The organism is Microbacterium sorbitolivorans, from assembly GCF_003327285.1.
GTDB lineage: Bacteria > Actinomycetota > Actinomycetes > Actinomycetales > Microbacteriaceae > Microbacterium > Microbacterium sorbitolivorans.
The window spans coordinates 247,879-268,318 of record NZ_KZ848476.1 but is presented as its reverse complement, the minus strand read 5'-3'; the positions used below and the strand labels follow the sequence as shown (position 1 = coordinate 268,318).

The window sequence follows — 20,440 nt, the reverse complement described above, 5'->3', positions numbered from 1 at the left end:
AGCACGCGCCGACGTCGCGCCCACGCCACAGGGATGCGTTCGTGTCGTTCTGAGACGCCAAAACGACACAACGGCATCCCGCAAGCACGCGCCGACGTCGCGCTCACGCCACAGGGATGCGTTCGTGTCGTTCTGAGACGCCAGAACGACACGAAGGCATCCCGCTAGCGGGTGCGGAGGCGCTTCGCGAAGGTGATGGCGCCGCGGATGGCCCAGTGGCGGCGCTTTCGCACCACCAGGATCCGGTCGACGACGTCGTAGAGGAAGCTGTCGTGCCGCGAGTACGGCGGGAGCTCGAGCGTCGCGTCGAGGTTCCAGACGGCGTCGCCCTCAATGAGGACGGGCGTCAGAGGCCGGTGCATCGGCAGGGATCCGACCGCAAATGCCGCCGTGAAGGAACGCACTCCGTCGCCGGCGGTGCGCCACGCGGTGCTCGAGGCCTCGATGACGATGAGCGAGTCCGCGGCGATCGTGGCCTCGCCGTCGAGCAGCCCGACCCGCACGTCGCCAGCCTCGGGTGCGACGGTGCCGTCGAGGGCGAGGATCCCGCCGCCGGCGAGGGCGTGGATCCGCCCCGCCGCCGCCCGGCGCAGCTCGGCGCGGGTCGCCCCGGCGGCCGGATCCTGCCATGCCTCCGCCGCGAACAGCGCGGCCCGCGGCCCCAGCACGCGCCGCGCAGCAACGACGAGCTCCCCCCACATTGGGTCGCCAAAAAATGTCGCCCGCGCGCCGCGCGAGGCGACATTTTTTGGCGACCCACCCGTCGTGGCGGCCAGCTGGCGGGCGAAACGCTCGAGGACGAGCGCACGCTCGACGTCCGTCAGTGCGCGCGCACCCGCGGAGGGCGCGTCGGCGCCGCGCGCATCCGAGGCACCGTCGATCCATGCGAGCGCCGCGAGCCAGGTCTCGGCCAGATTGGCGCTCTCTTCGGAGGCGTCGCGCCCCTCGGGGTGTCCGCCCGCAACGCGCGCGAGGGCGTGGGCCGCGGCGAAATCACCCGAGGCGGCGAGGCACAACACGGCGGCACGCAGCAGGCCAACGGATTCGCTCGGGGCGGGTACGAGCGCAAGAAGCTGCGCCAGCGCGTCCCGCACCTCGGCGTCGCCGCCCGTGGGCTCGGCCCACGCGAGCAGGTAGCGGTTCACCGCGACGAAGCCGTCGCGGTCCCACACGAGGTCCGAGAACACGCGCGACGCGCCCTCGTCGCCGAGGTCCGCGACGATGCGCGCGCACTCGGCCTCCTGCGTCAGGTAGCTCACGAGGCTCGTGCTCGCGCCGGCGCGGGCGGTCATGGATCCGCTGCCCGGACGCTCGCGGTACACGTAGACGATGTCTTCGACGATGTCGATCGACGAGGCGCCCGCGAGCGCGCGCACCATCGGCACGATGTCGTTCGAGCGCGGCACATCGGGGAACTCGATCGCGGATTCGCGCCAGAACGACGCGCGGAAGGCCCGGTTCCAGCAGGGCCGCGAGAACAGCAGGCTCGGTTCGTCGGCGAGCGTCACGCCCTCGGCGGGCCGGTCGAAGGCGCCCATCGCCTGCGTCGGCCGCCACGTGTCGACGGCGCGGAACTTGAGGTAGTCACCTACCGCGAGGTCGGATCCGCTGCGCTCGAGGCTGCCCACGAGCGCCGCGTAGGCGCCGTCCGGGATCAGGTCGTCGCCGTCCGCGAAAATCAGGTACTCCCCGGCCGCGCTCCGCGCGCCGAGGTTGCGGGCGGATCCGCCCCCGGATCCGTCGTTATCGAGCACGCGGATCCGCGGATCCCGCGCCGCGTAGTCGGCGATTAGGTCGCGGGTGCCGTCGGTCGAGCCGTCGTCGACGACGATCACCTCGAGGTCTTCGCGCTGGCGCAACACCGATTCGAGGGTCTGTCGCAGCCACGGACGCACGTTGTACGTGGGGATGACGACCGAGTATGTGGGGTGACGCGATGTATCTGACATGTCCGCACCAGGATATGTGAACCGTGTGCATGGCAGGATGGATGCGGCGCCTCTCGCGGGGTCGTCTCGTGTCAAAACAAGGAGAACCCACCCATGAAGTTGAGCGTGATCGGTTGCGGTTACCTCGGTGCAGTCCACGCGGCCGCGATGGCCTCGCTCGGCCACACCGTCGTCGGCATCGACGTCGACCAGGAAAAGATCGACAAACTCTCCGCCGGACAGACCCCGTTCTTCGAACCCGGCCTCGACGAGATCCTGCAGGCCGGTATCGATTCCGGTCGCCTGTCGTTCTCCACCGACTACGCATCGCTCGCTGACGCCGAGGTGCACTTCATCGGTGTCGGCACCCCGCAGCGCCGCGACGGCCAGGGCGCCGACATGACCTACGTCGACGCCGCCACGAACGGGATCCTTAGCTACGCGAAGCCGGGCTCGCTCATCGCGGGCAAGTCGACCGTCCCGGTCGGCACCGCGGCCCGCCTGTCGGAGCTCGCCGCGGCGAAGGGCGTGCGCCTGGCATGGAACCCGGAGTTCCTGCGCGAGGGCTTCGCGGTGAAGGACACCGTCGACCCCGACCGCCTCGTCTACGGTGTCGCCGACGCGACCCGTGACGAGGACGTCGCGACCCTCGACGCCGTCTACGCGTCGATCCTCGAGCGCGGCACGCCCCGCCTGGTCACGAACCAGGCCACGGCCGAGCTGGTGAAGGTCGCCGCGAACAGCTTCCTTGCGACGAAGATCAGCTTCATCAACGCGATGGCCGAGATCTCCGAGGTCGCGGGCGCCGATGTGACGCAGCTCGCCGACGCGATCGGTCACGATGTGCGTATCGGACGGAAGTTCCTCAACGCGGGTGTCGGTTTCGGTGGCGGTTGCCTGCCGAAGGATATTCGTGCGTTCGCGGCGCGTGCGGAGGAGCTCGGTAAGGGCGAGTCGGTGGCGTTCTTGAAGCAGGTCGACGAGATCAACCTGCGTCGCCGTCAGCACGTTGTCGACCGTGTCGTGGACTCGTTCGATGGTCAGGTGTTTGGGCACCGTGTCGCGGTGCTGGGTCTGGCGTTCAAGCCCGACTCGGACGACATCCGTGACTCGCCGGCGCTCGATGTCGCGGTGCGGTTGAAGGGTCTGGGTGCGGAGGTCGTGTCGTTCGACCCGGAGGCGATGGATAACGCCCGCCGCCTGCACCCGCAGCTCGCGTATGCGGACTCGCTGGAGCACGCGCTCGAGGGCGCGGAGGCCGTCGTGGTCGTAACGGAGTGGAAGCAGTTCCGCGAACTGGATCCGGTGGCGACGGCGGCGAAGGTCGCGCGCCCGATCGTGTTCGACGGCCGCAACATCCTGGATCCGGTGGCGTGGAAGGCCGCGGGCTGGACCTACACCGGAATGGGACGCTAAAGACATGACTGCCCCGGAGCCGCGCGTCGCGGTCATCGTGCGCACGAAGGATCGCCCGAAGTTCCTCGAACGCGCGCTCCGCAGCATCACGTCGCAGACCCTCACCGAGTGGGAATGCATCATCGTCAACGACGGCGGCGACCCCGCCGCCGTCGATGCGATGGTCGCCCGCGTGCCCGAGGCGAACCGCGAGCAGGTGCGCGTGCTGCACCGCGAGACCTCGCACGGCCGCTGGGCCAGCGCGAACGCGGGCGTGCGCCTCACGTCCGCTCCCCTGATCGTCCTGCACGACGACGACGACTCGTGGCACCCCGGCTTCCTCGCCGCGGCCGCCGACTACCTCGAGCGGCCGAGCAACGCCGACCGCGGCGGCGTCGTGTCGAAGATCGAGATCGTCTGGGAGGAGGCCTCCGGCAACGACTACGTCGAGCTCGGCCGCGAGATCTTCCAGCAGCACCTGACGGCGCCGACGCTCGGCGACACCATGCTGTTCAACCGTTTCGTGCCGATCGGCTTCGTCTATCGCCGCAGCCTGCACGACGAGCTCGGCCTCTACGAGGAGCGCCTGCCCGTCGTGGGAGATTGGAACTTCACCCTCAAGGTGCTCGCGCGCGGACCGCTCGAATACCTCGACGAGAAGAAGCCGTACGCGTACTGGCACCAGCGCCCCGGCGCCGACGGATCCGCCGGAAACAGCGTGATCGCGGACGATAGCGAGCACCGCGCGACCGACGCGCTCCTGCGCGACGAGGCGCTGCGCGCCTACGTGCAGCAGCACGGCCCCGGCCTGCCGCTGTACCTCACGAAGTTCCTCGACCAGAGGCTCGCCGAGATGGAAGACCGCCTGCGCGCCGAGATCGAGCGCTACAGCCTCCCCGAGCGCGCGATGCGCGTGCTCCGCTCGCGCTTCAAGAAGTAAGAAGAAAGGCCCTGCTCTGCAGGGCCTTTGTTCTTAGTGCGGGCGGGTGAAAACAAACGCCGAAGACCCCGCGCTACGAGGCGCCCTCCGCGCCTCTTAGTGCGGGGTCGTCCTAATAACCTGCACGGCCTCAGCGATCGGCCCGTCGAACAGCACCTTGTGCTCGTGGATGACGATGCCGCGCGTGCAGAGGTCCTGCACCATGCCCATCGAGTGGCTGACGATGAGCATCGTCACGCCCTGCGACGCGAGCTCCTTGAGCTTGTCGGAGCACTTCTTGCGGAACGCCTCGTCGCCGACGGCGAGCACCTCGTCGACGAGCAGCACGTCGAGGTCGACGTGGATCGCGACGGCGAAGGCCAGGCGCATGAACATGCCCGACGAGTAGTGCTTGACCTCCTGCTCGATGAAGTCGCCGATCTCGCTGAACTCGACGATGTCGTCGAATCGCGCGTCTATCTGTTCCTTCGACATGCCGAGGATCGCGGCGTTGAGGTACACGTTCTCGCGCCCCGAGAGGTCGGGGTGGAAGCCCGCGCCGACCTCGATGAGGCCCGCGACGCGACCCTTCGTAAACACGCGCCCCTCGTCGGGCTGCATCACGCCGGAGACCATCTTCAGGGTCGTCGATTTTCCGGATCCGTTGAAGCCGAGGACGGCGACCGACTCGCCCTCGCCGATCTGGAAGCTGACGTCGTCGAGCGCGTGGAACTGGTCGGCGCGGACCTTCTTGCCCTTCGTCCAGCCGACGAAGGCCTCCTTCATCGAGTGCGAGTTGCGCTTGAGGAAGGTCTTGGTGACGTGGTCGACGATGATCGCCGGCGTCGTCTCGGAGGTCTGAATGATCGTGTCTGACATCACAGGTCCTGTGCGAAGGTGCGCTCGGCGCGGCGGAAGACGAGCTGTCCGATGACGACGAGAATCACGCTGATAACGACCGCCGCGAGGGCGTAGAGGCCGAAGTGCGGCGGGAAGCCGATCCACCCGCCGTGGTGGGTCTCGCTGTAGCGCGGAACCGTCTCGGCCCAGAAACCGTAGTGCATGAACTCGACCGCGATCGTGATCGGGTTGCACATGTAGATGTGGCCGAAGATGGGGCCCATCTTGTCGGGAATGAGCTGCCAGGTGTAAAGCACGGGCGACGCCCAGGTGGCGAGTTGGCGGATCACCTCAGCGAAGTTCTCGGCGTCGCGGAAGCGCACGTTGAGGCCTGCGAAGAGCAGGCCGAGGCCGAACGAGATCAGCGCGATGAGGGCGAGCCCCGCGAGCACGGATCCGATCTCGGTGAAGCCGGGGCGCCATCCGTAGAAGATGGCGACGACGAGCAGGATCCCGAGCTGCGGCAGGAAGTGGATGAACGCGTTGATGATCGCCGCGATCGGGAACAGCTCCCGGGGCAGGTAGATCTTGCGCACGAGGGCCTTGTTACCCACGACGGCGGTGGTCGCGTTACCGAAGGCTTCGTTGAAGAACTGCACCGTGATGAAGCCCGAGAACATGTACAGCGGGAAGTTCTCGACGTTGTCGCGCTGCCCGAAGATGAAGCCCATCACCAGGAAGTAGATGAAGAACTGGATCAGCGGCTTGACGTACGACCAGGTCCAGCCGAGCGCCGAGTTGCGGTAGCGCGTCGAGGTGCCCTTGCGCACGAGGAGGCGCAGGAGATACCGCCACCGGATCACGTCGAGGATTCCTCGACTGCGTCCGGGGACGTCGTAGTCGTTCAGATCAATCGTGGTCACAGCGCCGCGCCTCGCAGGGGTTGTCCGCAGAAAGTCACACTGGATCCTATCGCTCGGCCTCTCCCGAATCTGGGAGAGGTCACTCCGACGCTTCGGCCGGGTGCAGGGCCGCGTCGATCTTCTGGTGAATCATGTCGACGTCGGGCCACTCCTGGTCGACGCCGTTGTCCGGGTTCAGCTCGATCGTCTGGGTCTCGTGCTCGCGGGACTTGACCGCGAGGTCGAGGAACGTCGAGGCGAGGTCGTCCGGGATGTCGGTCTCGACGACGGCCGTGCCGGCGTCCTTAATCGCGCCGAGCTTCGTCAGCAGCACGTTGGGCTTGAGCTGGCTCATGAGCGCCGTCTGCAGCTCGCGCTGGCGCTCCATGCGGTCCCAGTCGCTCGTCGTGTAGCGCGAACGCGCGTACCAGAGGGCCGTCTCGCCGTCCATGTGCTGCTCGCCGGGCTCGATCCAGCCGGTCGCCCATTCCTCGGCCGGCTGGCCGTCGTAGGCGGGGCCGCCGCCCTCGGGCAGGCGCTCGTCGACGGTGATGTCGACGCCGCCGACGGCGTCGATGAGGGCGCCGAAGCCGTGCATGTCGATCGAGATGTAGTACTGCACGTCGATGCCGAGGAGGCCGGAGGCGGCGTCCTTCGTCGCCTCGATCTCGGGCAGCGAATCCTGGTCGCGCGCGTCGGGATACAGGCTGTCGCCGCGGTCCTCGCGACAGAACGACACGGCGTTGGTGAGCTGGTTGATGCCCGAGTTCCACCCGCAGGTCGGATCACCGTGGCCCTCGAAATAGTTCGGGTACAGCTCGAGCATGGGGCTTCCCTCGCTGAACGGCACGTGCTCGAGGTCGCGCGGGATGCCCGTGATCGTCATGGCACCCGTCTCGGCGTTGATCGAGACGATCGAGATGCTGTCGTAGCGCAGCGAGTCGCGGCCGTCGCCCGAATCTGCGCCGAGAAGGGCGATGTTGTAATACCCGTCGCTCGGCGGCACCGTGATCGAGTTGCTCGAGAGGTTCTGACTGAACGCGCTGCTGACGGTGAAGATGCTGCGCGCCGCGAAGGCTCCCGCGATCACCTGCAGCACCGTCAGCACGAGGCACAGCACGAGCACGAAAAAGCGCTGCGGTGCCGGAACCTTGACGACGCGCACGAGGCGCAACGTGTCGAGGCTCAGCACGACCCACAGCACCGTATACGCAGCGACAATCAGGCCGAGAACGTAGAGCACCCACGCGTGCGCAAGGATGCCGAGCAGCGCCGTGCGGGCGACAAACGCCCCGACGACGAGCAGCAGCACGACTGCCCACATGAACAGCGTGGCGCCCAGGCCGAGCCGCGCGAGGCGACGATTACCGGCCGCGGCCTGAGCCGTGCCGGGGAAGAGGAAGTTCAGGACGACGAGCCACCAGCCGCGCCTGGCCATGAGGCGGGGGTTGCCCGCCTCGGGTCGCCGAAGCGGGGCGACGTCGATGACGGAGCCGCCCGGCGCCGCCGCGTACTCGGCGGCGCGGCTCACGCGAGAGATTCCTTCAGGCGGCGATTTTTCTCGTCGACCTGGCGCTCGAGATCCTTCGCGTAGGCCTCGATGCGCTCCGCGATCGCGGGGTCGCCCGCGCCGAGGATCCGCGCGGCCAGGAGGCCCGCGTTCTTGGCGCCGTTGATCGAGACCGTCGCGACGGGGATCCCCGCGGGCATCTGCACGATCGACAGCAGGGAGTCCATGCCGTCGAGGGTCGCGAGCTGCACCGGCACGCCGATGACCGGTAGCGCCGTGAGCGAGGCGAGCATGCCGGGCAGGTGCGCCGCACCGCCCGCGCCCGCGATGATCGCCTTCAGGCCGCGCGAGCGAGCCTCGCGGCCGTAGCTGATGAGCTTGTCGGGCGTGCGGTGGGCCGACACGACCTCGACCTCATGAGCGATCCCGAACTCGGTCAGCGCCGCCGACGCGTCCTGCATGATGCGCCAGTCGGAGTCGGAGCCCATGACGACGCCGACGAGGGGGGTTTCTGAAGAGTGAAGCACCCACCCAGGGTAAGTGACCGTTTTGTGATCAACCCTCAGCGACTTACGCGAAGAACGCCGCGGCGGCCCTCGCCGTGTACACGGCGTCGTCGAGGTCGTCGCCCGCGACGTTGATGTGGCCCACCTTGCGGCCGGGGCGCGAGGCCTTGCCGTAGGTGTGAATCTTGGCCGTCGGGTGGGCCTGCATCGCGACGCCGAAGCGCTCGTCGATGTCGGCGCCCTCGGGGCCGCCGAGGATGTTGATCATGCACGCGGCGTCGCGCAGCGTGTCGGTCGCGCCGAGCGGCAGGTCGCAGACCGCGCGCAGGTGCTGCTCGAACTGGCTCGTCACGGCGCCGTCCTGCGTCCAGTGGCCGCTGTTGTGCGGGCGCATGGCGAGCTCGTTGACCAGCAGGCGCTCGTCGCTCGTCTCGAAGAGCTCAACCGCGAGCATGCCGGTCACGCCGAGCGACTCGGCGATCTGGGTGCCGATCTGCGCGGCGACCTCGATCGCGCGCTCCGACGCGCCGGGCGCCGGGGCGAAGACCTCGGCGCACACGCCGTCCTTCTGCACCGACTCGACGACGGGGTACACGACCATCTCGCCCGACTTGCGACGCGCGACCTGCTGCGCGAGCTCGCGACGGAAGTCGACGAGCTCCTCCACGAGGATCCGCTCGCCTTCGAAGGCCGCGAACCAATCGTCGGCCTCCTCGGCGGATCCGATGACGCGAACGCCCTTGCCGTCGTATCCCCCGCGCGGGGTCTTCACGACGGCGCGGCCGCCGTGGTCGTCGAGGAAGGCCTGCAGCTCGTCGCGCGTCGCGACGCCCGCCCAATCGGGCTGCGGGGCGCCGGCCTCGGCGAGCTTCGCGCGCATGACGAGCTTGTCCTGCGCGTACTGCAGGGCATCGGGGCCGGGGTGCACCTCGACGCCGTCGGCGACGAGGGCGCGCAGCACCTCCTGCGGGACGTGCTCGTGGTCGAAGGTGACGACGTCGACGTCCTTCACGAACTCGCGGACGGTCGCGAGATCGGTATAGTCGCCGATCTGGGTCGCGGCGAGCTTCGCCGACATGCCGTCCTGCTCGGCGAGCACCCGAATCTCGAGGCCGAGCTCTGACGCCGGAGCGATCATCATTCGAGCCAGCTGGCCACCACCGATTACACCGACGCGCTTAGTCATGCCCCTATTTTGCCAGTTCTCAGACGTCGGTTCGCATGAAGGGGTCGGCCGCGGCCTGCTGAGCCTGCCGGTGCGCGAGAATCTGGCAGATCTCGATCTGGTCGCTGAGCGTTTCGCGCACGAGGCGCGGCGAGTGCACGCCCTTCAGCGCGAGCTCGAAGCCGCCCGACGAGAGGATCAGCGTGCCGCGCCCGAACAGGCGCTGGATCGGCCCGCGCACCACCTCGATGCCATAGCCCGTCGCGTGCATCAGCTCGCTGCGGCGGCGGATGACGAGGCCGCGCGCCACGATGATGCGGCGCGTCGTGAGGATGTAGGTGCGCGACGCCCAGATCCACCAGGGCAGCACGACGCCGAGCAGCACGATTGCGCCCGCCGCGGCGAACAGCATCCAGTCCTCGTACGGATCCGGCAGGTTCGTGTACAGATAGCCCGTCGCCCCCGCGACCGCGATCAGCAGGATCGCCGGAAACACGAGCAACTCGGCGCCGCGACGGAAGGTCGCGATGCGGAGCTCCTGCTGGGCGGTCATGGATCCATTCTCGCCTGGTCGCCCTGGATGACCGGCGCACGGGGCCGCGACATGCTGACTTTGTTGCCAGATCCTGATAATTCTCGCGATTTCGGCCGCATCTCGCGCGATCGTCAGAATCTCGACGCGCCCCGCATAGGCTCGAGAGCATGTGGTCTCAGTCGCAATCCGTCTCCCCCCGCATCGTCGAGGCCCCCTTCACGGGCTCGACGAACGCCGACCTCGTGGCGGCGCTTCGCTCAGGCGAAGACTGGCCCCACCTCGGCGTGCTCCTCACGCGCGACCAGCGCTCGGGGCGCGGGCGCCTCGATCGCGCCTGGACCGCACCCCCGGGCGCGTCGCTCGCGATCTCGGTCGTGCTCGACCTCTCACGGATCCCCGTGGAGCGCCGCGGCTGGATCCCGCTCATCGCGGGCACGGCGATGGCCGGATCCGCGGGCGAGCAGCTGGCCGGCGTCGGCGTGAAGTGGCCGAACGACGTGCTCGTGGGCGGCCGCAAGCTCTGCGGGATCCTCGCGGAGGTTGCGACAAGCGACCGCGTCGTCGTCGGCAGCGGCGTGAACACGCGCATGACGGCGGAGCAGCTCCCGGTCGAGACGGCGGCGTCGTTCGCCTCGCTCGGCGTCGACGTCGACGAGGACGCCCTGCTCGCGGGCTACCTCGCCCGCCTCGGCGGCCTCGCCGAGCGGCTGGCCCGCGGATCCGTGCGGGACGAGGTGCGGGAGAGCTGCGTGACGCTCGGGCAGCGCGTGACGGCGCACCTGCCCGGGGGCGGCGGCATCACGGGCATCGCGACCAACCTCGCCGAGGACGGCCGCCTCGAGATCGACGGCCAGCCCATCGGCGTGGGCGACATCGTGCATCTGCGGAACGCGGAATAAGAAACGGGCCCCTCGGGGGCCCGTTTCTTGCTCACGACCAGCGGTCGCGCGGGTAGGTGCGCAGGCGCTTCGAGCGGATCCAGCGGTCCGGCACCCGGCGTTCCGGCGCCTTCGCGCCGTCCGCTTCCTCGGCGTAGGAGTTGCCGACGACCGCGAGGACGGCCGCCAGCTCCTCTTCCGTGGGGTTTCCGCGCGTGACGCGCAGGGCGAGGTCACTCACAGCGGAATGTTCCCGTGCTTCTTCGGCGGCAGCTCGGCGCGCTTGCGGCGCAGCGCGCGCAGGGCCTTCGCGATCATGACGCGAGTGTGGGCGGGCTCGATGACGCTGTCAATCTCGCCGCGCTCGGCCGCGAGGAACGGCGACGCCACGTTGTAGGTGTACTCGTCGGCGAGCTTCGTGCGCACCGCGGCGACGTCCTCGCCCGCCTCGGTGGCGCGCTTGATCTCGCCGCGGTAGAGGATGTTGACGGCGCCCTGGCCGCCCATGACGGCGATCTCGGCGGTCGGCCACGCGAGGTTCACGTCGGCGCCGAGCTGCTTGGATCCCATGACGATGTACGCGCCGCCGTAGGCCTTGCGCAGGATCACGGTGACGAGCGGCACGGTCGCCTCGGCGTAGGCGTAGAGCAGCTTCGCGCCGCGGCGGATGACACCCGTCCACTCCTGGTCGGTGCCCGGCAGGTAGCCGGGAACGTCGACGAGGGTGACGACGGGGATCGAGAAGGCGTCGCAGAATCGCATGAAGCGCGCGGCCTTCTCGCCCGCTTCGATGTTGAGCGTGCCGGCCATCTGCTGGGGCTGGTTCGCGATGATGCCGACCGAGCGGCCCTCGACGCGGGCGAAGCCCACGACGATGTTGGGCGCGAACAGCGGGTGCACCTCGAGGAACTCGCCGTGATCGGCGATGACCTCGATGACCTCGTTGATGTCGTAGGGCTGGTTCGGCGAATCCGGGATGATCGCGTTCAGCTTCTGGTCGAGATCGTTCGTCTCGAACTCGAAGTCCGACGAGTAGTCCGGGGCGTCGGACATGTTGTTGTCCGGCAGGTAGCCGAGGAGGCTGCGCGCGTAGTCGAGCGCGTCTTCCTCGTCGGAGGCCAGGTAGTGCGAGACGCCCGAGCGGGTGTTGTGCGTGAGCCCGCCGCCCAGCTCCTCCATGCCGACGTCCTCGCCCGTCACCGTCTTGATGACGTCGGGGCCGGTCACGAACATCTGGCTGGTCTTGTCGACCATGATGACGAAGTCGGTCAGGGCGGGCGAATATACGGCGCCACCGGCCGCGGGGCCCATGACGATCGAGATCTGCGGGATGACGCCCGACGAGTGCGTGTTGAGGCGGAAGATCTCGGCGTACTTGCCGAGGGCCTGCACGCCCTCCTGGATGCGCGCGCCGCCCGAATCGAGGATGCCGATGATCGGCATGCCGTTCTGCAGCGCGAACTCCATCACCTTGACGATCTTGTCGCCGGCGACCTCGCCGAGCGACCCGCCAAAGGTCGAGAAGTCCTGCGAGTACACGGCGACGACGCGGCCGTGGATCCGGCCCACGCCCGTGACGACGGAGTCGCCGTAGGGGCGCGAGCGGTCCATCCCGAACGCCGTCGTGCGGTGGCGCACGTACTCGTCGAGCTCGACGAAGCTGCCGGGGTCCATGAGCTGCTCGATGCGCTCGCGCGCCGTCTGCTTGCCCTTGGCGTGCTGCTTCTCGGCAGCCACCTTTTCGGGCTCGACAACGGCCTCGTTGTAGCGGTTGCGGAGGTCTTGGATCTTCCCCGCAGTGGTCGACATGTCCGGTTCGGTCACGGATTCCACCCTAACGGGACACACGCGCTGACCGTTGGCGGACGTGCACAACGGATCAGCGCGTCGCGTGTCGGATACCGCGAAACCCCGGGTTTTATCGCGTCAGAACCGCGACGGCCTCGACATGATGCGAGCTCGGGAAGAGGTCGATTCCGCGCAGCGAGTCGACCGAATAGCCCAGCTCGCGGAAGGTGCCGGTGTCGCGCGCGAGCGCGACGGGGTCGCACGCGATGTAGACGACGGCGGCGGGGTTCAGCTCGCCGATGCGGCGCACGACCTGCTCGCCGGCGCCCGAGCGGGGCGGATCCAGCAGGGTGATGCCGCGCGAGATCGCGTCGGTCGGATCCAGGTGCTCGATGAAGCGCTCGACGCGGGCCGAGATCGCCTCGACGGGGAGGTCGGCGAGGTTATCGGCGGCGTGTTGCGTGGCGCGGCCCGACGACTCGACGGTCGTGACCCACGAGTCGGTGCCGTGGCCGGCGAGGGCGGCCGAGAAGAGACCGACGCCGCCGTAGAGGTCGAGGTGGTGGGCGCGCTCCGGCGCGTCGAGCTTCGCGAGCTCCTCGCGGACGACGCGGTCGAGCGCCGTCGCGGCCTCGCGGTGCACCTGCCAGAAGCCGTCGACGTCGACGTCGAAGCGGCGGCCACCGACGATCTCGGCGACGACCTCCGGTTCCTTCTTCGCGCGCGAACGACCGCGCGTCGCGGGGCGGCGCAGGATCCGCACCTCGCCGTCGGCAGGGTGGACGAGGTCGATGCGGCCCTCGCGCTCGGATCCGAGAGCGGCGATCGCGCGCTCGATCGCGGGGGTCGCGAGCGGGTAGTCGGCGGTCTCGATGACGTCGTTGCTGCGCGCAGCGTAGGGGCCGACGCGGCCGTCGCGGTCGACGTGCAGGCCGACGCGCGTGCGGTAGCCGGCCCCGGTCTCGTGGGCCGAGGCGGGCTCGACCGTGACGGGCACGGATCCGCCGGCGAAGCGGTCGAACGCCTCGGTGATGACGCGGGCCTTCAGCTCGCGCTGGTGCTCGAGGGCGATGTGGCCGAAGTCGGCGCCGCCGGGGCGGAGCTCGGGCGCGACGCTCACGTCGGCCTGCTTCCAGATGTGCGGCACGCGGTGGGGCGACGCCTCGAGCACCTCGATGGTCTCGGCGCGGGCGAACGACTTCTTCACCTGGGTGATGCGCGCACGCACCCGCTCGCCGGGGATCGTGTCGGGCACGAACACGACGAGGCCCTCCTCGCCGTGGCGCGCGATGAACACGCCGCCGTGGGCGATGCCCGTGATCTCGAGGTCGATGATGTCGCCAGTCTGCATGCCCAAATTCTCCCACGCGCGCATGTACGCCCCACGATTCTGCAATTCTCCGCTCCGTCGTATGCGAATCGCAGACGAGCGCGCGGAGAATTGCAGACTTAGGGGAGACTTGACGACATGGACGTCTGCCTCGCCTCAACCTCACCAGCCCGACTCATGCTCATGCGCCAGGTGGGGATCGAGCCCCGCCTCGCCTCCCCCGGCGTCGACGAAGACGCCGTCGTGGCGAAGACCGAGGCAGACCTCGGCCGCCAGCTCTCCCCCGCCGAGCACGTCTCGCTCCTCGCGCGCGAGAAGGCGAAGGCCGTCGCGGTCTCGCTCGCCGACGACTTCGAGGGCATCGTCATCGGCGGCGACTCGATGTTCGAGCTCGACGGCGTCATCTACGGCAAGCCCCACACCGCCGAGAACGCGATCGCCAGGTGGCGCGACATGCGCGGCAAGACGGGCACGCTGCACTCGGGCCACTGCGTGATCCGGATCCAGGACGGATCCCTCACCCGCGCGGTCGAGGTCGCGGAGGCGTCCGTGAGCTTCGCGGCCGACGTGACCGACGCCGAGATCGCCGCGTACGTCGCAACGGGCGAGCCGCTGCACGTCGCGGGCGCCTTCACCGTCGACAGCCTCGGCGCGCCGTTCATCGAGCGCGTGGAGGGGGATCCGTCGACCGTCGTCGGCATGTCGCTGTCGACGATTCGGCGCCTCACCAGGCAGCTGGGCGTCGAATGGACCTCCCTGTGGAACCGCGTCTCGTAGCGATCCACACACGAAACGCCGTGCATGTTGTGCGGCTCAATCAAAAAGCGGGCGCGTTCCGCTGGCTAGGCTCGAATTCATGCCCGTAATCCGCAAGGTGCTCATTGCCAACCGTGGAGAAATCGCCGTCCGCATCATTCGTGCGGCCCGCGACTCCGGAATCAGCTCGGTCGCCGTGTACGCCGACCAGGACCGCGACGCGATGCACGTGAAGCTCGCCGACGAGGCCTACGCCCTCGACGGCACGACGAGCGCCGACACGTACCTCGTGATCGACAAGATCCTCTCGGTCGCGCGCCGCTCCGGCGCCGACGCCGTGCACCCCGGCTACGGCTTCCTCGCCGAGAACGCCGAGTTCGCGCGCGCCGTCCAGGCCGCGGGACTCATCTGGATCGGCCCCAGCGCCGAGGCAATCGAGTCGCTCGGCGACAAGGTCACCGCGCGCCATGTGGCCGAAAAGGTCGGCGCTCCCCTCGCCCCGGGAACCCCCGGCCCCGTCGAGACCGCAGACGAGGTCGTCGCGTTCGCCGAACAGGTCGGCCTGCCGATCGCGATCAAGGCCGCCTACGGCGGCGGCGGACGCGGCCTCAAGGTCGCCCGCGAGCTCGACGAGGTCGCCGAGCTCTTCGAGTCGGCCACCCGCGAGGCCGTCGCGGCGTTCGGCCGCGGCGAGTGCTTCGTCGAGAAGTACCTCGACAAGCCCCGCCACGTCGAGACCCAGTGCCTCGCCGACGCCGAGGGCAACGTCGTCGTCGTCTCGACGCGCGACTGCTCGCTGCAGCGCCGCCACCAAAAGCTTGTCGAGGAGGCGCCCGCGCCGTTCCTCACCGACGAGCAGAACGCCATCCTTTACGAGGCGTCGAAGGCCATCCTCAAGGAGGTCGGCTACGTCGGCGCCGGCACCTGCGAGTTCCTCGTGGGCGCCGACGGCACGATCTCGTTCCTCGAGGTGAACACCCGCCTACAGGTCGAGCACCCCGTCAGCGAAGAGGTCACCGGCATCGACCTCGTCCGCGAGCAGTTCCGGATCGCCGCGGGCGGCACGCTCGACTACGACGACCCGAAGCCCGTGGGCCACTCGTTCGAGTTCCGCATCAACGGCGAGGACGCCGGTCGCGGCTTCCTCCCCCAGCCGGGCCCGGTGCAGGCGTTCAAGGCGCCCGGCGGCCCCGGCGTGCGCGTCGACACGGGCGTTGCCGAGGGCGACGAGATCAGCGGATCCTTCGACTCGATGCTCGCGAAGCTCATCGTCACGGGCGCGACCCGCGAGCAGGCGCTCGAGCGCTCGCGCCGCGCGCTGGCCGAGTTCGAAATCGCCGGTCTGCCGACGGTCATCCCCTTCCACCGCGTGGTGGTCGAGGATCCGGCATTCGCTCCCGCGGAGGGCCCTTTCGGCATCTACACGCGCTGGATCGAGACCGAGTTCGACAACCAGATCCCGGCCTGGGACGGCGAGTCGCAGGACGTCGCCACGGCGGCGCCGCGCCACAGCGTCGTCGTCGAGGTGAACGGCAAGCGCGTCGAGGTGACGCTGCCGGACCGCATCACGCAGCCCGGATCCCCCTCGGGCCGCCCCGCGAACGCGCCGACCGCGCGCCGCAGCCACCAGGGCGGCAGCGCGGCATCGGGCGCCTCGGGAGACTCGCTGAAGTCACCGATGCAGGCCACCGTCGTGAAGCTCGCCGTCGAAGAGGGCCAGGAGGTCGTCAAGGGCGACCTGGTCGTCGTGCTCGAGGCGATGAAGATGGAGCAGCCACTGCACGCCCACAAGGACGGCCGCATCGAGAACATCAACGCCCCGGTCGGCCAGACGGTCAGCTCGGGCCACGTGCTGGTCAACATCGTCTGAGAAATGGGCCGCCCGAAGGGGCGGCCCATTTCTCGTGTTTGTTGCAAGAATGGCCGCCCTGGGCGGCCATTCTTGTGCGGGCCGCCCCTCGAGGGGCGGCCCATTTGTTCTTGCTTACGACTGCTGCTCGACGCCGTGCATGGCGCGGGCGGCGTCGGTGATCGCTCCCGTGAGCGAGGGGTAAGCCGTGAAGACGCGGGCCAGCTGGTCGACCGTGAGGCGACGCTCGACGGCGATCGCGATCGGGTAGATCAGCTCGCTCGCCTTCGGGGCGACAACGACGCCGCCGACGACGGTGCCCGAGAGGTTGCGGGCGAAGAGCTTCACGAAGCCGTCCTTCACGCCCATCATCTTCGCGCGCGGGTTCTCGGAGAGGTGGATCTTCAGCTCGACCGCGTTGAGCGCGTCGGAGGTGAAGCCGACGGTCGCGATCTCGGGCGAGGTGAAGATGTTCGACGCGATCTTGTGCTTGCTGAACGGAATCACCGAGTCGCCCATCGCGTGGAACACGGCGGTGCGGCCGAGCATCGACGACACCGACGCGAGCGGCACGAGGTTCGTGCAGTCGCCCACGGCGTAAATGTTGGGGACGGAGGTGCGGCCGACCTTGTTCACGCGGATGTGGCCGGATCCCTCCATCTGCACGCCCGCCTCCTCGAGGCCGAGGCCCGCGGTGTTCGGGATCCCGCCGACCGCCATGAGGCAGTGCGAGCCCTCGACGGTCGAGCCGTCCGAGAGGGTCACGACGACGCCCGTGCCGGTGTTCTCGACCTTGTCGGCGCGCGACTTCGCGAGCAGCGTCATGCCGCCGCGGGTGAAGACCTTCTCGAGCACGCGGGCGGCGTCCGGATCCTCGCCGGGGAGGACCTGCTCGCGGCTGGAGACGAGAGTCACCTTCGCGCCGAGGTTCATGTATGCCGAGGCGAACTCGGCACCCGTCACACCGGATCCGACGACGATCAGGTGCTCGGGCACCGACGCCATGTTGTACATCTGCTTCCAGGTGAGGATGCGGTCGCCGTCGGGCTTCGCCGAGGGCAGCTCGCGCGGCGAGGCGCCGACCGAGACGATGATCGTGTCGGCCTCGATGCGGTCGAAGTCGGTGCCGTCGGGGCCCGTCGAGACGACGATCGCGTCGGAGCCCTCGATGCGGCCGTGACCCGAGATGATGTTCACGCCCTCCTCGAGAAGCCTCTCGCGCATGTCTTCCGACTGCTGGCCGGCGAGGGCGAGGATCCGCTTGTTGATCGCGAGGAGGTTGATGGCGACCTCGGGCTTGAGCGGCTTGCCGCTCTCGCCGCGGGCGAAGAACTGCACGCCCAGGTCGCCGGCGTCCTCGATCGCGCGCGCCGCGTCGGCGGTCGCGATGAGGGTCTTGGAGGGGACAACATCGGTCAGGACCGCGGATCCGCCGACGCCGGTGCTTTCGACGAGGGTCACCTCGGCTCCGAGCTGGGCGCCCGCGAGCGCCGCCTCGTAGCCGCCGGGGCCGCCACCGATGATCGCGATGCGCTGCTTGCGCTCGAAGTCAAAACTCATAGGATCCATTCTGGCACCAGCCCCTCCGGGTTATCGTGATGGCATGACAGATCCGTCGCATCCCCTTGATTTCCCTGCCGACCCGTTCGAGGTTGCCCGCACCGCCGCAGCCGACATCGCACGGCTCACCGGCGTCGAGCGCCACGACATCGCCGTCACCCTCGGCAGCGGCTGGGGCCGCGCCGCCGAGCTGATCGGCGAGACCGTCGCCACCATCCCGGCGACCGAGGTTACGGGGTTCTCGAAGCCCGCCCTGGCCGGACACGTCGGCACGCTCCGTAGCGTCCGCACGGAAGACGGCCGCCACGTGCTCGTGATCGGCGCGCGCACCCACTACTACGAGGGTCACGGCGTGCGCCGCGTGGTGCACAGCGTGCGCACCGCGGCCGCGACGGGCGCGAAGACGATGGTGCTCACCAACGGCGCGGGTGGCCTCAAGCGCTCGTGGGAGCCGGGCCAGCCCGTGCTCATCAGCGACCAGCTGAACCTCACGAGCGACACCCCGCTCGAGGGCGCGACGTTCATCGACATGACCGACCTGTACTCGCCGCGCCTGCGCGAGCTCGCGCGCACGGTCGACGCGACGCTCGACGAGGGCGTGTACACGCAGCTGCGCGGACCCCAGTACGAGACGCCCGCCGAGGTGCGCATGGTCGGCGCCGTGGGCGGCGACATCGTGGGCATGTCGACGGCGCTCGAGGCGATCGCGGCGCGCCAGGCCGGCATGGAAATCCTGGGCTTCTCGCTCATCACCAACCTCGCGGCCGGCATCTCGCCGACGCCGCTCAGCCACGAAGAGGTCATCGAGGCCGGCAAGAACGCCGAGGAGCGCATCTCGCGCCTCCTCGCCGACGTCATCGGGCGGATCCGATGAGCGCCCTCGAGGCCGCGCGCGGCTGGCTCGCGCAGGATCCGGATCCGGAAACCCGCGACGAGCTCGCGGCGCTCATCGAGCGCGCGGAGTCGGGCGACGAGGCCGCGATCGCGGATCTCGACGGCCGCTTCGACGGCCGCCTGCAGTTCGGCACGGCGGGGCTGCGTGGGGCGCTTGGCGCCGGATCCGCCCGCATGAACCGCGTGCTCGTCTCGCAGGCGGCGGCGGGCTTCGCGCGCTACCTGCTCGCTCGCGGCGAGCGCCCGCGTGTGGTGATCGGCTACGACGGACGCAAGAACTCCGACGTCTTCGCGCGCGACTCGGCCGAGCTGTTCGCGGGCGCGGGGCTCGAGGCGATCCTCCTGCCGCGCCTGCTCCCGACGCCGGTGCTGGCGTTCGCGGTGCGGCACCTGGGCGCCGACGCGGGCGTCATGGTGACCGCGAGCCACAACCCGCCCAACGACAACGGCTACAAGGTGTACCTTGGCGGCGCCGACGACGGGGCCCAGATCGTCTCCCCCGCCGACAAGGAGATCGCGGCGTTCATCGACGAGGTGGCGGCGGGATCCATCGGCGACCTGCCGCGCTCGACCGAGTACGCGATCGGGGCCGAATCGATCGTGGAGGATTACGTCGCGGCGACGGCCGCGGTCGCCCCGGCACCGGCCTCCGCCACGGGCATGCGCTGGGTCTACACGGCGATGCACGGCGTCGGGTGGGAGACGGCGCGCGCCGTCGTCGAGCGGGCCGGATACCCGCTACCCTCGACGGTGGCCGAGCAGATCTCTCCGGACGCGGCTTTCCCGACGGTGGCCTTCCCGAACCCGGAGGAGCCGGGCGCGATGGACCTGTCGTTCGCGCTCGCGGAGTCGATCGACGCCGAGTTCGCGATCGCGAACGACCCGGATGCCGACCGCGTTGCGGTCGCGATCCCGACCGAGGGTGGCTGGCGCCGGCTGACGGGAAACGAGATCGGCCTGCTCCTCGGCGAGCGCGCGGCGCGCGCGGCGGGCGGATCCGGATCCCTCGCCTGCTCGCTCGTCTCCTCCCCAGGACTCGGCGAGATCGCACGGATCCACGGGCTCGACTGGCACGAGACGCTCACGGGATTCAAGTGGATCTCGCGCGCGCCCGGCATGGTCTTTGGGTTCGAGGAGGCCCTCGGGTACCTCGTAAATCCCGAAACGGTGCGCGACAAGGACGGCATCTCGGCCGCGGTCGCGATCCTGGGCCTCGCGGCCGACGCGCGGGCGGAGGGCAAGACGCTCGCCGACCTGCTCGACGAGCTGGCTGAGAAGATCGGCCACTACGCGAGCGGCCAGGTGTCGATCCGTGTCGAGGATCTCTCGATCATCGGATCCACGATGGCGCGGCTGCGGGCCGAGCCGCCGGCGGCGTTCGGGGATGTGGCGGTGTCGCACTACGACGACCTGCTCGCGGCCCCGGAGGGCCAGCCGGGCGGCGACATCCTGCGCTTCCTCCTCGCCGACGGCGGGCGCGTGATCTTCCGCCCGAGCGGCACGGAGCCGAAGCTCAAGGCCTACCTCGACGTGAAGCCCCCCACGCCGGCGGAGGCGCAGTCGCGCCTCGAGGCGCTGGAGTCGGCGGTGCGCGCACTCCTGGCCTGACCCCACCTCGCCGAAAGAACAAGGTTTACGCGAGCGGATACGTTATTTCGTATCCGTTCGCGTGAACCTTGTTCTTT

18 protein-coding genes are annotated in these 20,440 nt (G+C 69.3%); 7 read left to right on the top strand and 11 right to left on the bottom strand.

The genetic code is table 11. From position 1 onward, the window contains the following. Positions 1-164 precede the first annotated feature (164 nt). Positions 165-1,949: a glycosyltransferase family 2 protein gene (locus tag DTO57_RS12745; RefSeq protein ID WP_114118605.1), complete on the bottom strand. Its 1,785-nt coding sequence runs from the start codon at positions 1,947-1,949 to the stop codon at positions 165-167. Between the two features lie 93 nt (positions 1,950-2,042). Between DTO57_RS12745 and DTO57_RS12740 the strand changes: the two genes are divergently transcribed. Next, positions 2,043-3,344 carry a UDP-glucose dehydrogenase family protein gene (locus tag DTO57_RS12740; RefSeq protein ID WP_114118604.1) on the top strand — a complete coding sequence of 434 codons (1,302 nt, stop codon included), beginning with the start codon at positions 2,043-2,045 and terminating at the stop codon, positions 3,342-3,344. Positions 3,345-3,348: 4 nt separating this feature from the next. Next, on the top strand, positions 3,349-4,263 hold the full coding sequence (locus DTO57_RS12735) for a glycosyltransferase family 2 protein (protein WP_114118603.1): 915 nt from the start codon (positions 3,349-3,351) through the stop codon (positions 4,261-4,263). 96 nt (positions 4,264-4,359) lie between these two features. Here the strand turns inward: DTO57_RS12735 and DTO57_RS12730 are convergent, their stop codons facing one another. The 6 genes from DTO57_RS12730 to DTO57_RS12705 all read right to left on the bottom strand — a co-directional run bounded on the left by DTO57_RS12730 (position 4,360) and on the right by DTO57_RS12705 (position 9,718). Next, a complete protein-coding gene (locus DTO57_RS12730) occupies positions 4,360-5,121 on the bottom strand; it encodes an ABC transporter ATP-binding protein (protein ID WP_114118602.1) in 762 nt (253 codons plus the stop codon). Next, entirely contained in the window at positions 5,121-6,005 is an 885-nt protein-coding gene (locus DTO57_RS12725) for an ABC transporter permease (RefSeq protein WP_229730589.1), read from the bottom strand. The genes DTO57_RS12730 and DTO57_RS12725 overlap by 1 nt, the downstream gene beginning before the upstream one ends. A gap of 79 nt (positions 6,006-6,084) precedes the next feature. Continuing rightward, complete coding sequence (locus tag DTO57_RS12720; protein ID WP_229730591.1) at positions 6,085-7,515, bottom strand: LCP family protein; 1,431 nt, start codon at positions 7,513-7,515, stop codon at positions 6,085-6,087. Beyond that, positions 7,512-7,982, bottom strand: a complete 471-nt coding sequence (purE, locus tag DTO57_RS12715; protein WP_114118600.1) for a 5-(carboxyamino)imidazole ribonucleotide mutase — start codon at positions 7,980-7,982, stop codon at positions 7,512-7,514. Before purE ends, DTO57_RS12720 begins: the two co-directional genes overlap by 4 nt. An 82-nt stretch (positions 7,983-8,064) precedes the next feature. Then, a complete protein-coding gene (locus tag DTO57_RS12710) occupies positions 8,065-9,186 on the bottom strand; it encodes a 5-(carboxyamino)imidazole ribonucleotide synthase (protein WP_114118599.1) in 1,122 nt (373 codons plus the stop codon). A 19-nt stretch (positions 9,187-9,205) separates the two neighbouring features. After that, positions 9,206-9,718: a PH domain-containing protein gene (locus DTO57_RS12705; protein WP_114118598.1), complete on the bottom strand. Its 513-nt coding sequence runs from the start codon at positions 9,716-9,718 to the stop codon at positions 9,206-9,208. A 149-nt stretch (positions 9,719-9,867) separates the two neighbouring features. Between DTO57_RS12705 and DTO57_RS12700 the strand changes: the two genes are divergently transcribed. Next, positions 9,868-10,599 (top strand): biotin--[acetyl-CoA-carboxylase] ligase, encoded by a 732-nt coding sequence (locus tag DTO57_RS12700; RefSeq protein ID WP_114118597.1) that lies wholly within the window; start codon positions 9,868-9,870, stop codon positions 10,597-10,599. A gap of 31 nt (positions 10,600-10,630) precedes the next feature. Here DTO57_RS12700 and DTO57_RS12695 read toward each other — a convergent pair whose 3' ends face one another. The 3 genes from DTO57_RS12695 to DTO57_RS12685 form a co-directional block, all read right to left on the bottom strand. Further along, complete coding sequence (locus tag DTO57_RS12695) at positions 10,631-10,819, bottom strand: acyl-CoA carboxylase subunit epsilon (RefSeq protein ID WP_114118596.1); 189 nt, start codon at positions 10,817-10,819, stop codon at positions 10,631-10,633. Then, on the bottom strand, positions 10,816-12,387 hold the full coding sequence (locus DTO57_RS12690; RefSeq protein ID WP_114118595.1) for an acyl-CoA carboxylase subunit beta: 1,572 nt from the start codon (positions 12,385-12,387) through the stop codon (positions 10,816-10,818). Before DTO57_RS12690 ends, DTO57_RS12695 begins: the two co-directional genes overlap by 4 nt. A 109-nt stretch (positions 12,388-12,496) precedes the next feature. Beyond that, on the bottom strand, positions 12,497-13,717 hold the full coding sequence (locus DTO57_RS12685) for a class I SAM-dependent RNA methyltransferase (RefSeq protein WP_114118594.1): 1,221 nt from the start codon (positions 13,715-13,717) through the stop codon (positions 12,497-12,499). A 117-nt stretch (positions 13,718-13,834) separates the two neighbouring features. On the opposite strand from DTO57_RS12685, the gene DTO57_RS12680 reads away from it, so the two are divergent. After that, positions 13,835-14,473: a Maf family protein gene (locus DTO57_RS12680; protein WP_114118593.1), complete on the top strand. Its 639-nt coding sequence runs from the start codon at positions 13,835-13,837 to the stop codon at positions 14,471-14,473. Between the two features lie 79 nt (positions 14,474-14,552). Beyond that, positions 14,553-16,322 (top strand): acetyl/propionyl/methylcrotonyl-CoA carboxylase subunit alpha, encoded by a 1,770-nt coding sequence (locus DTO57_RS12675; RefSeq protein WP_114118592.1) that lies wholly within the window; start codon positions 14,553-14,555, stop codon positions 16,320-16,322. A gap of 114 nt (positions 16,323-16,436) precedes the next feature. On the opposite strand, the gene DTO57_RS12670 is transcribed toward DTO57_RS12675, so the two are convergent. Beyond that, positions 16,437-17,870 (bottom strand): NAD(P)H-quinone dehydrogenase, encoded by a 1,434-nt coding sequence (locus DTO57_RS12670; protein WP_373285673.1) that lies wholly within the window; start codon positions 17,868-17,870, stop codon positions 16,437-16,439. Positions 17,871-17,904: 34 nt separating this feature from the next. On the opposite strand from DTO57_RS12670, the gene DTO57_RS12665 reads away from it, so the two are divergent. Together DTO57_RS12665 and DTO57_RS12660 are read left to right on the top strand one after the other, a co-directional pair. Further along, positions 17,905-18,735, top strand: coding sequence for a purine-nucleoside phosphorylase (locus DTO57_RS12665; protein WP_114118590.1), 831 nt, complete (start codon positions 17,905-17,907; stop codon positions 18,733-18,735). After that, positions 18,732-20,363, top strand: a complete 1,632-nt coding sequence (locus DTO57_RS12660) for a phospho-sugar mutase (RefSeq protein ID WP_114118589.1) — start codon at positions 18,732-18,734, stop codon at positions 20,361-20,363. Before DTO57_RS12665 ends, DTO57_RS12660 begins: the two co-directional genes overlap by 4 nt. Positions 20,364-20,440: the final 77 nt, after the last annotated feature.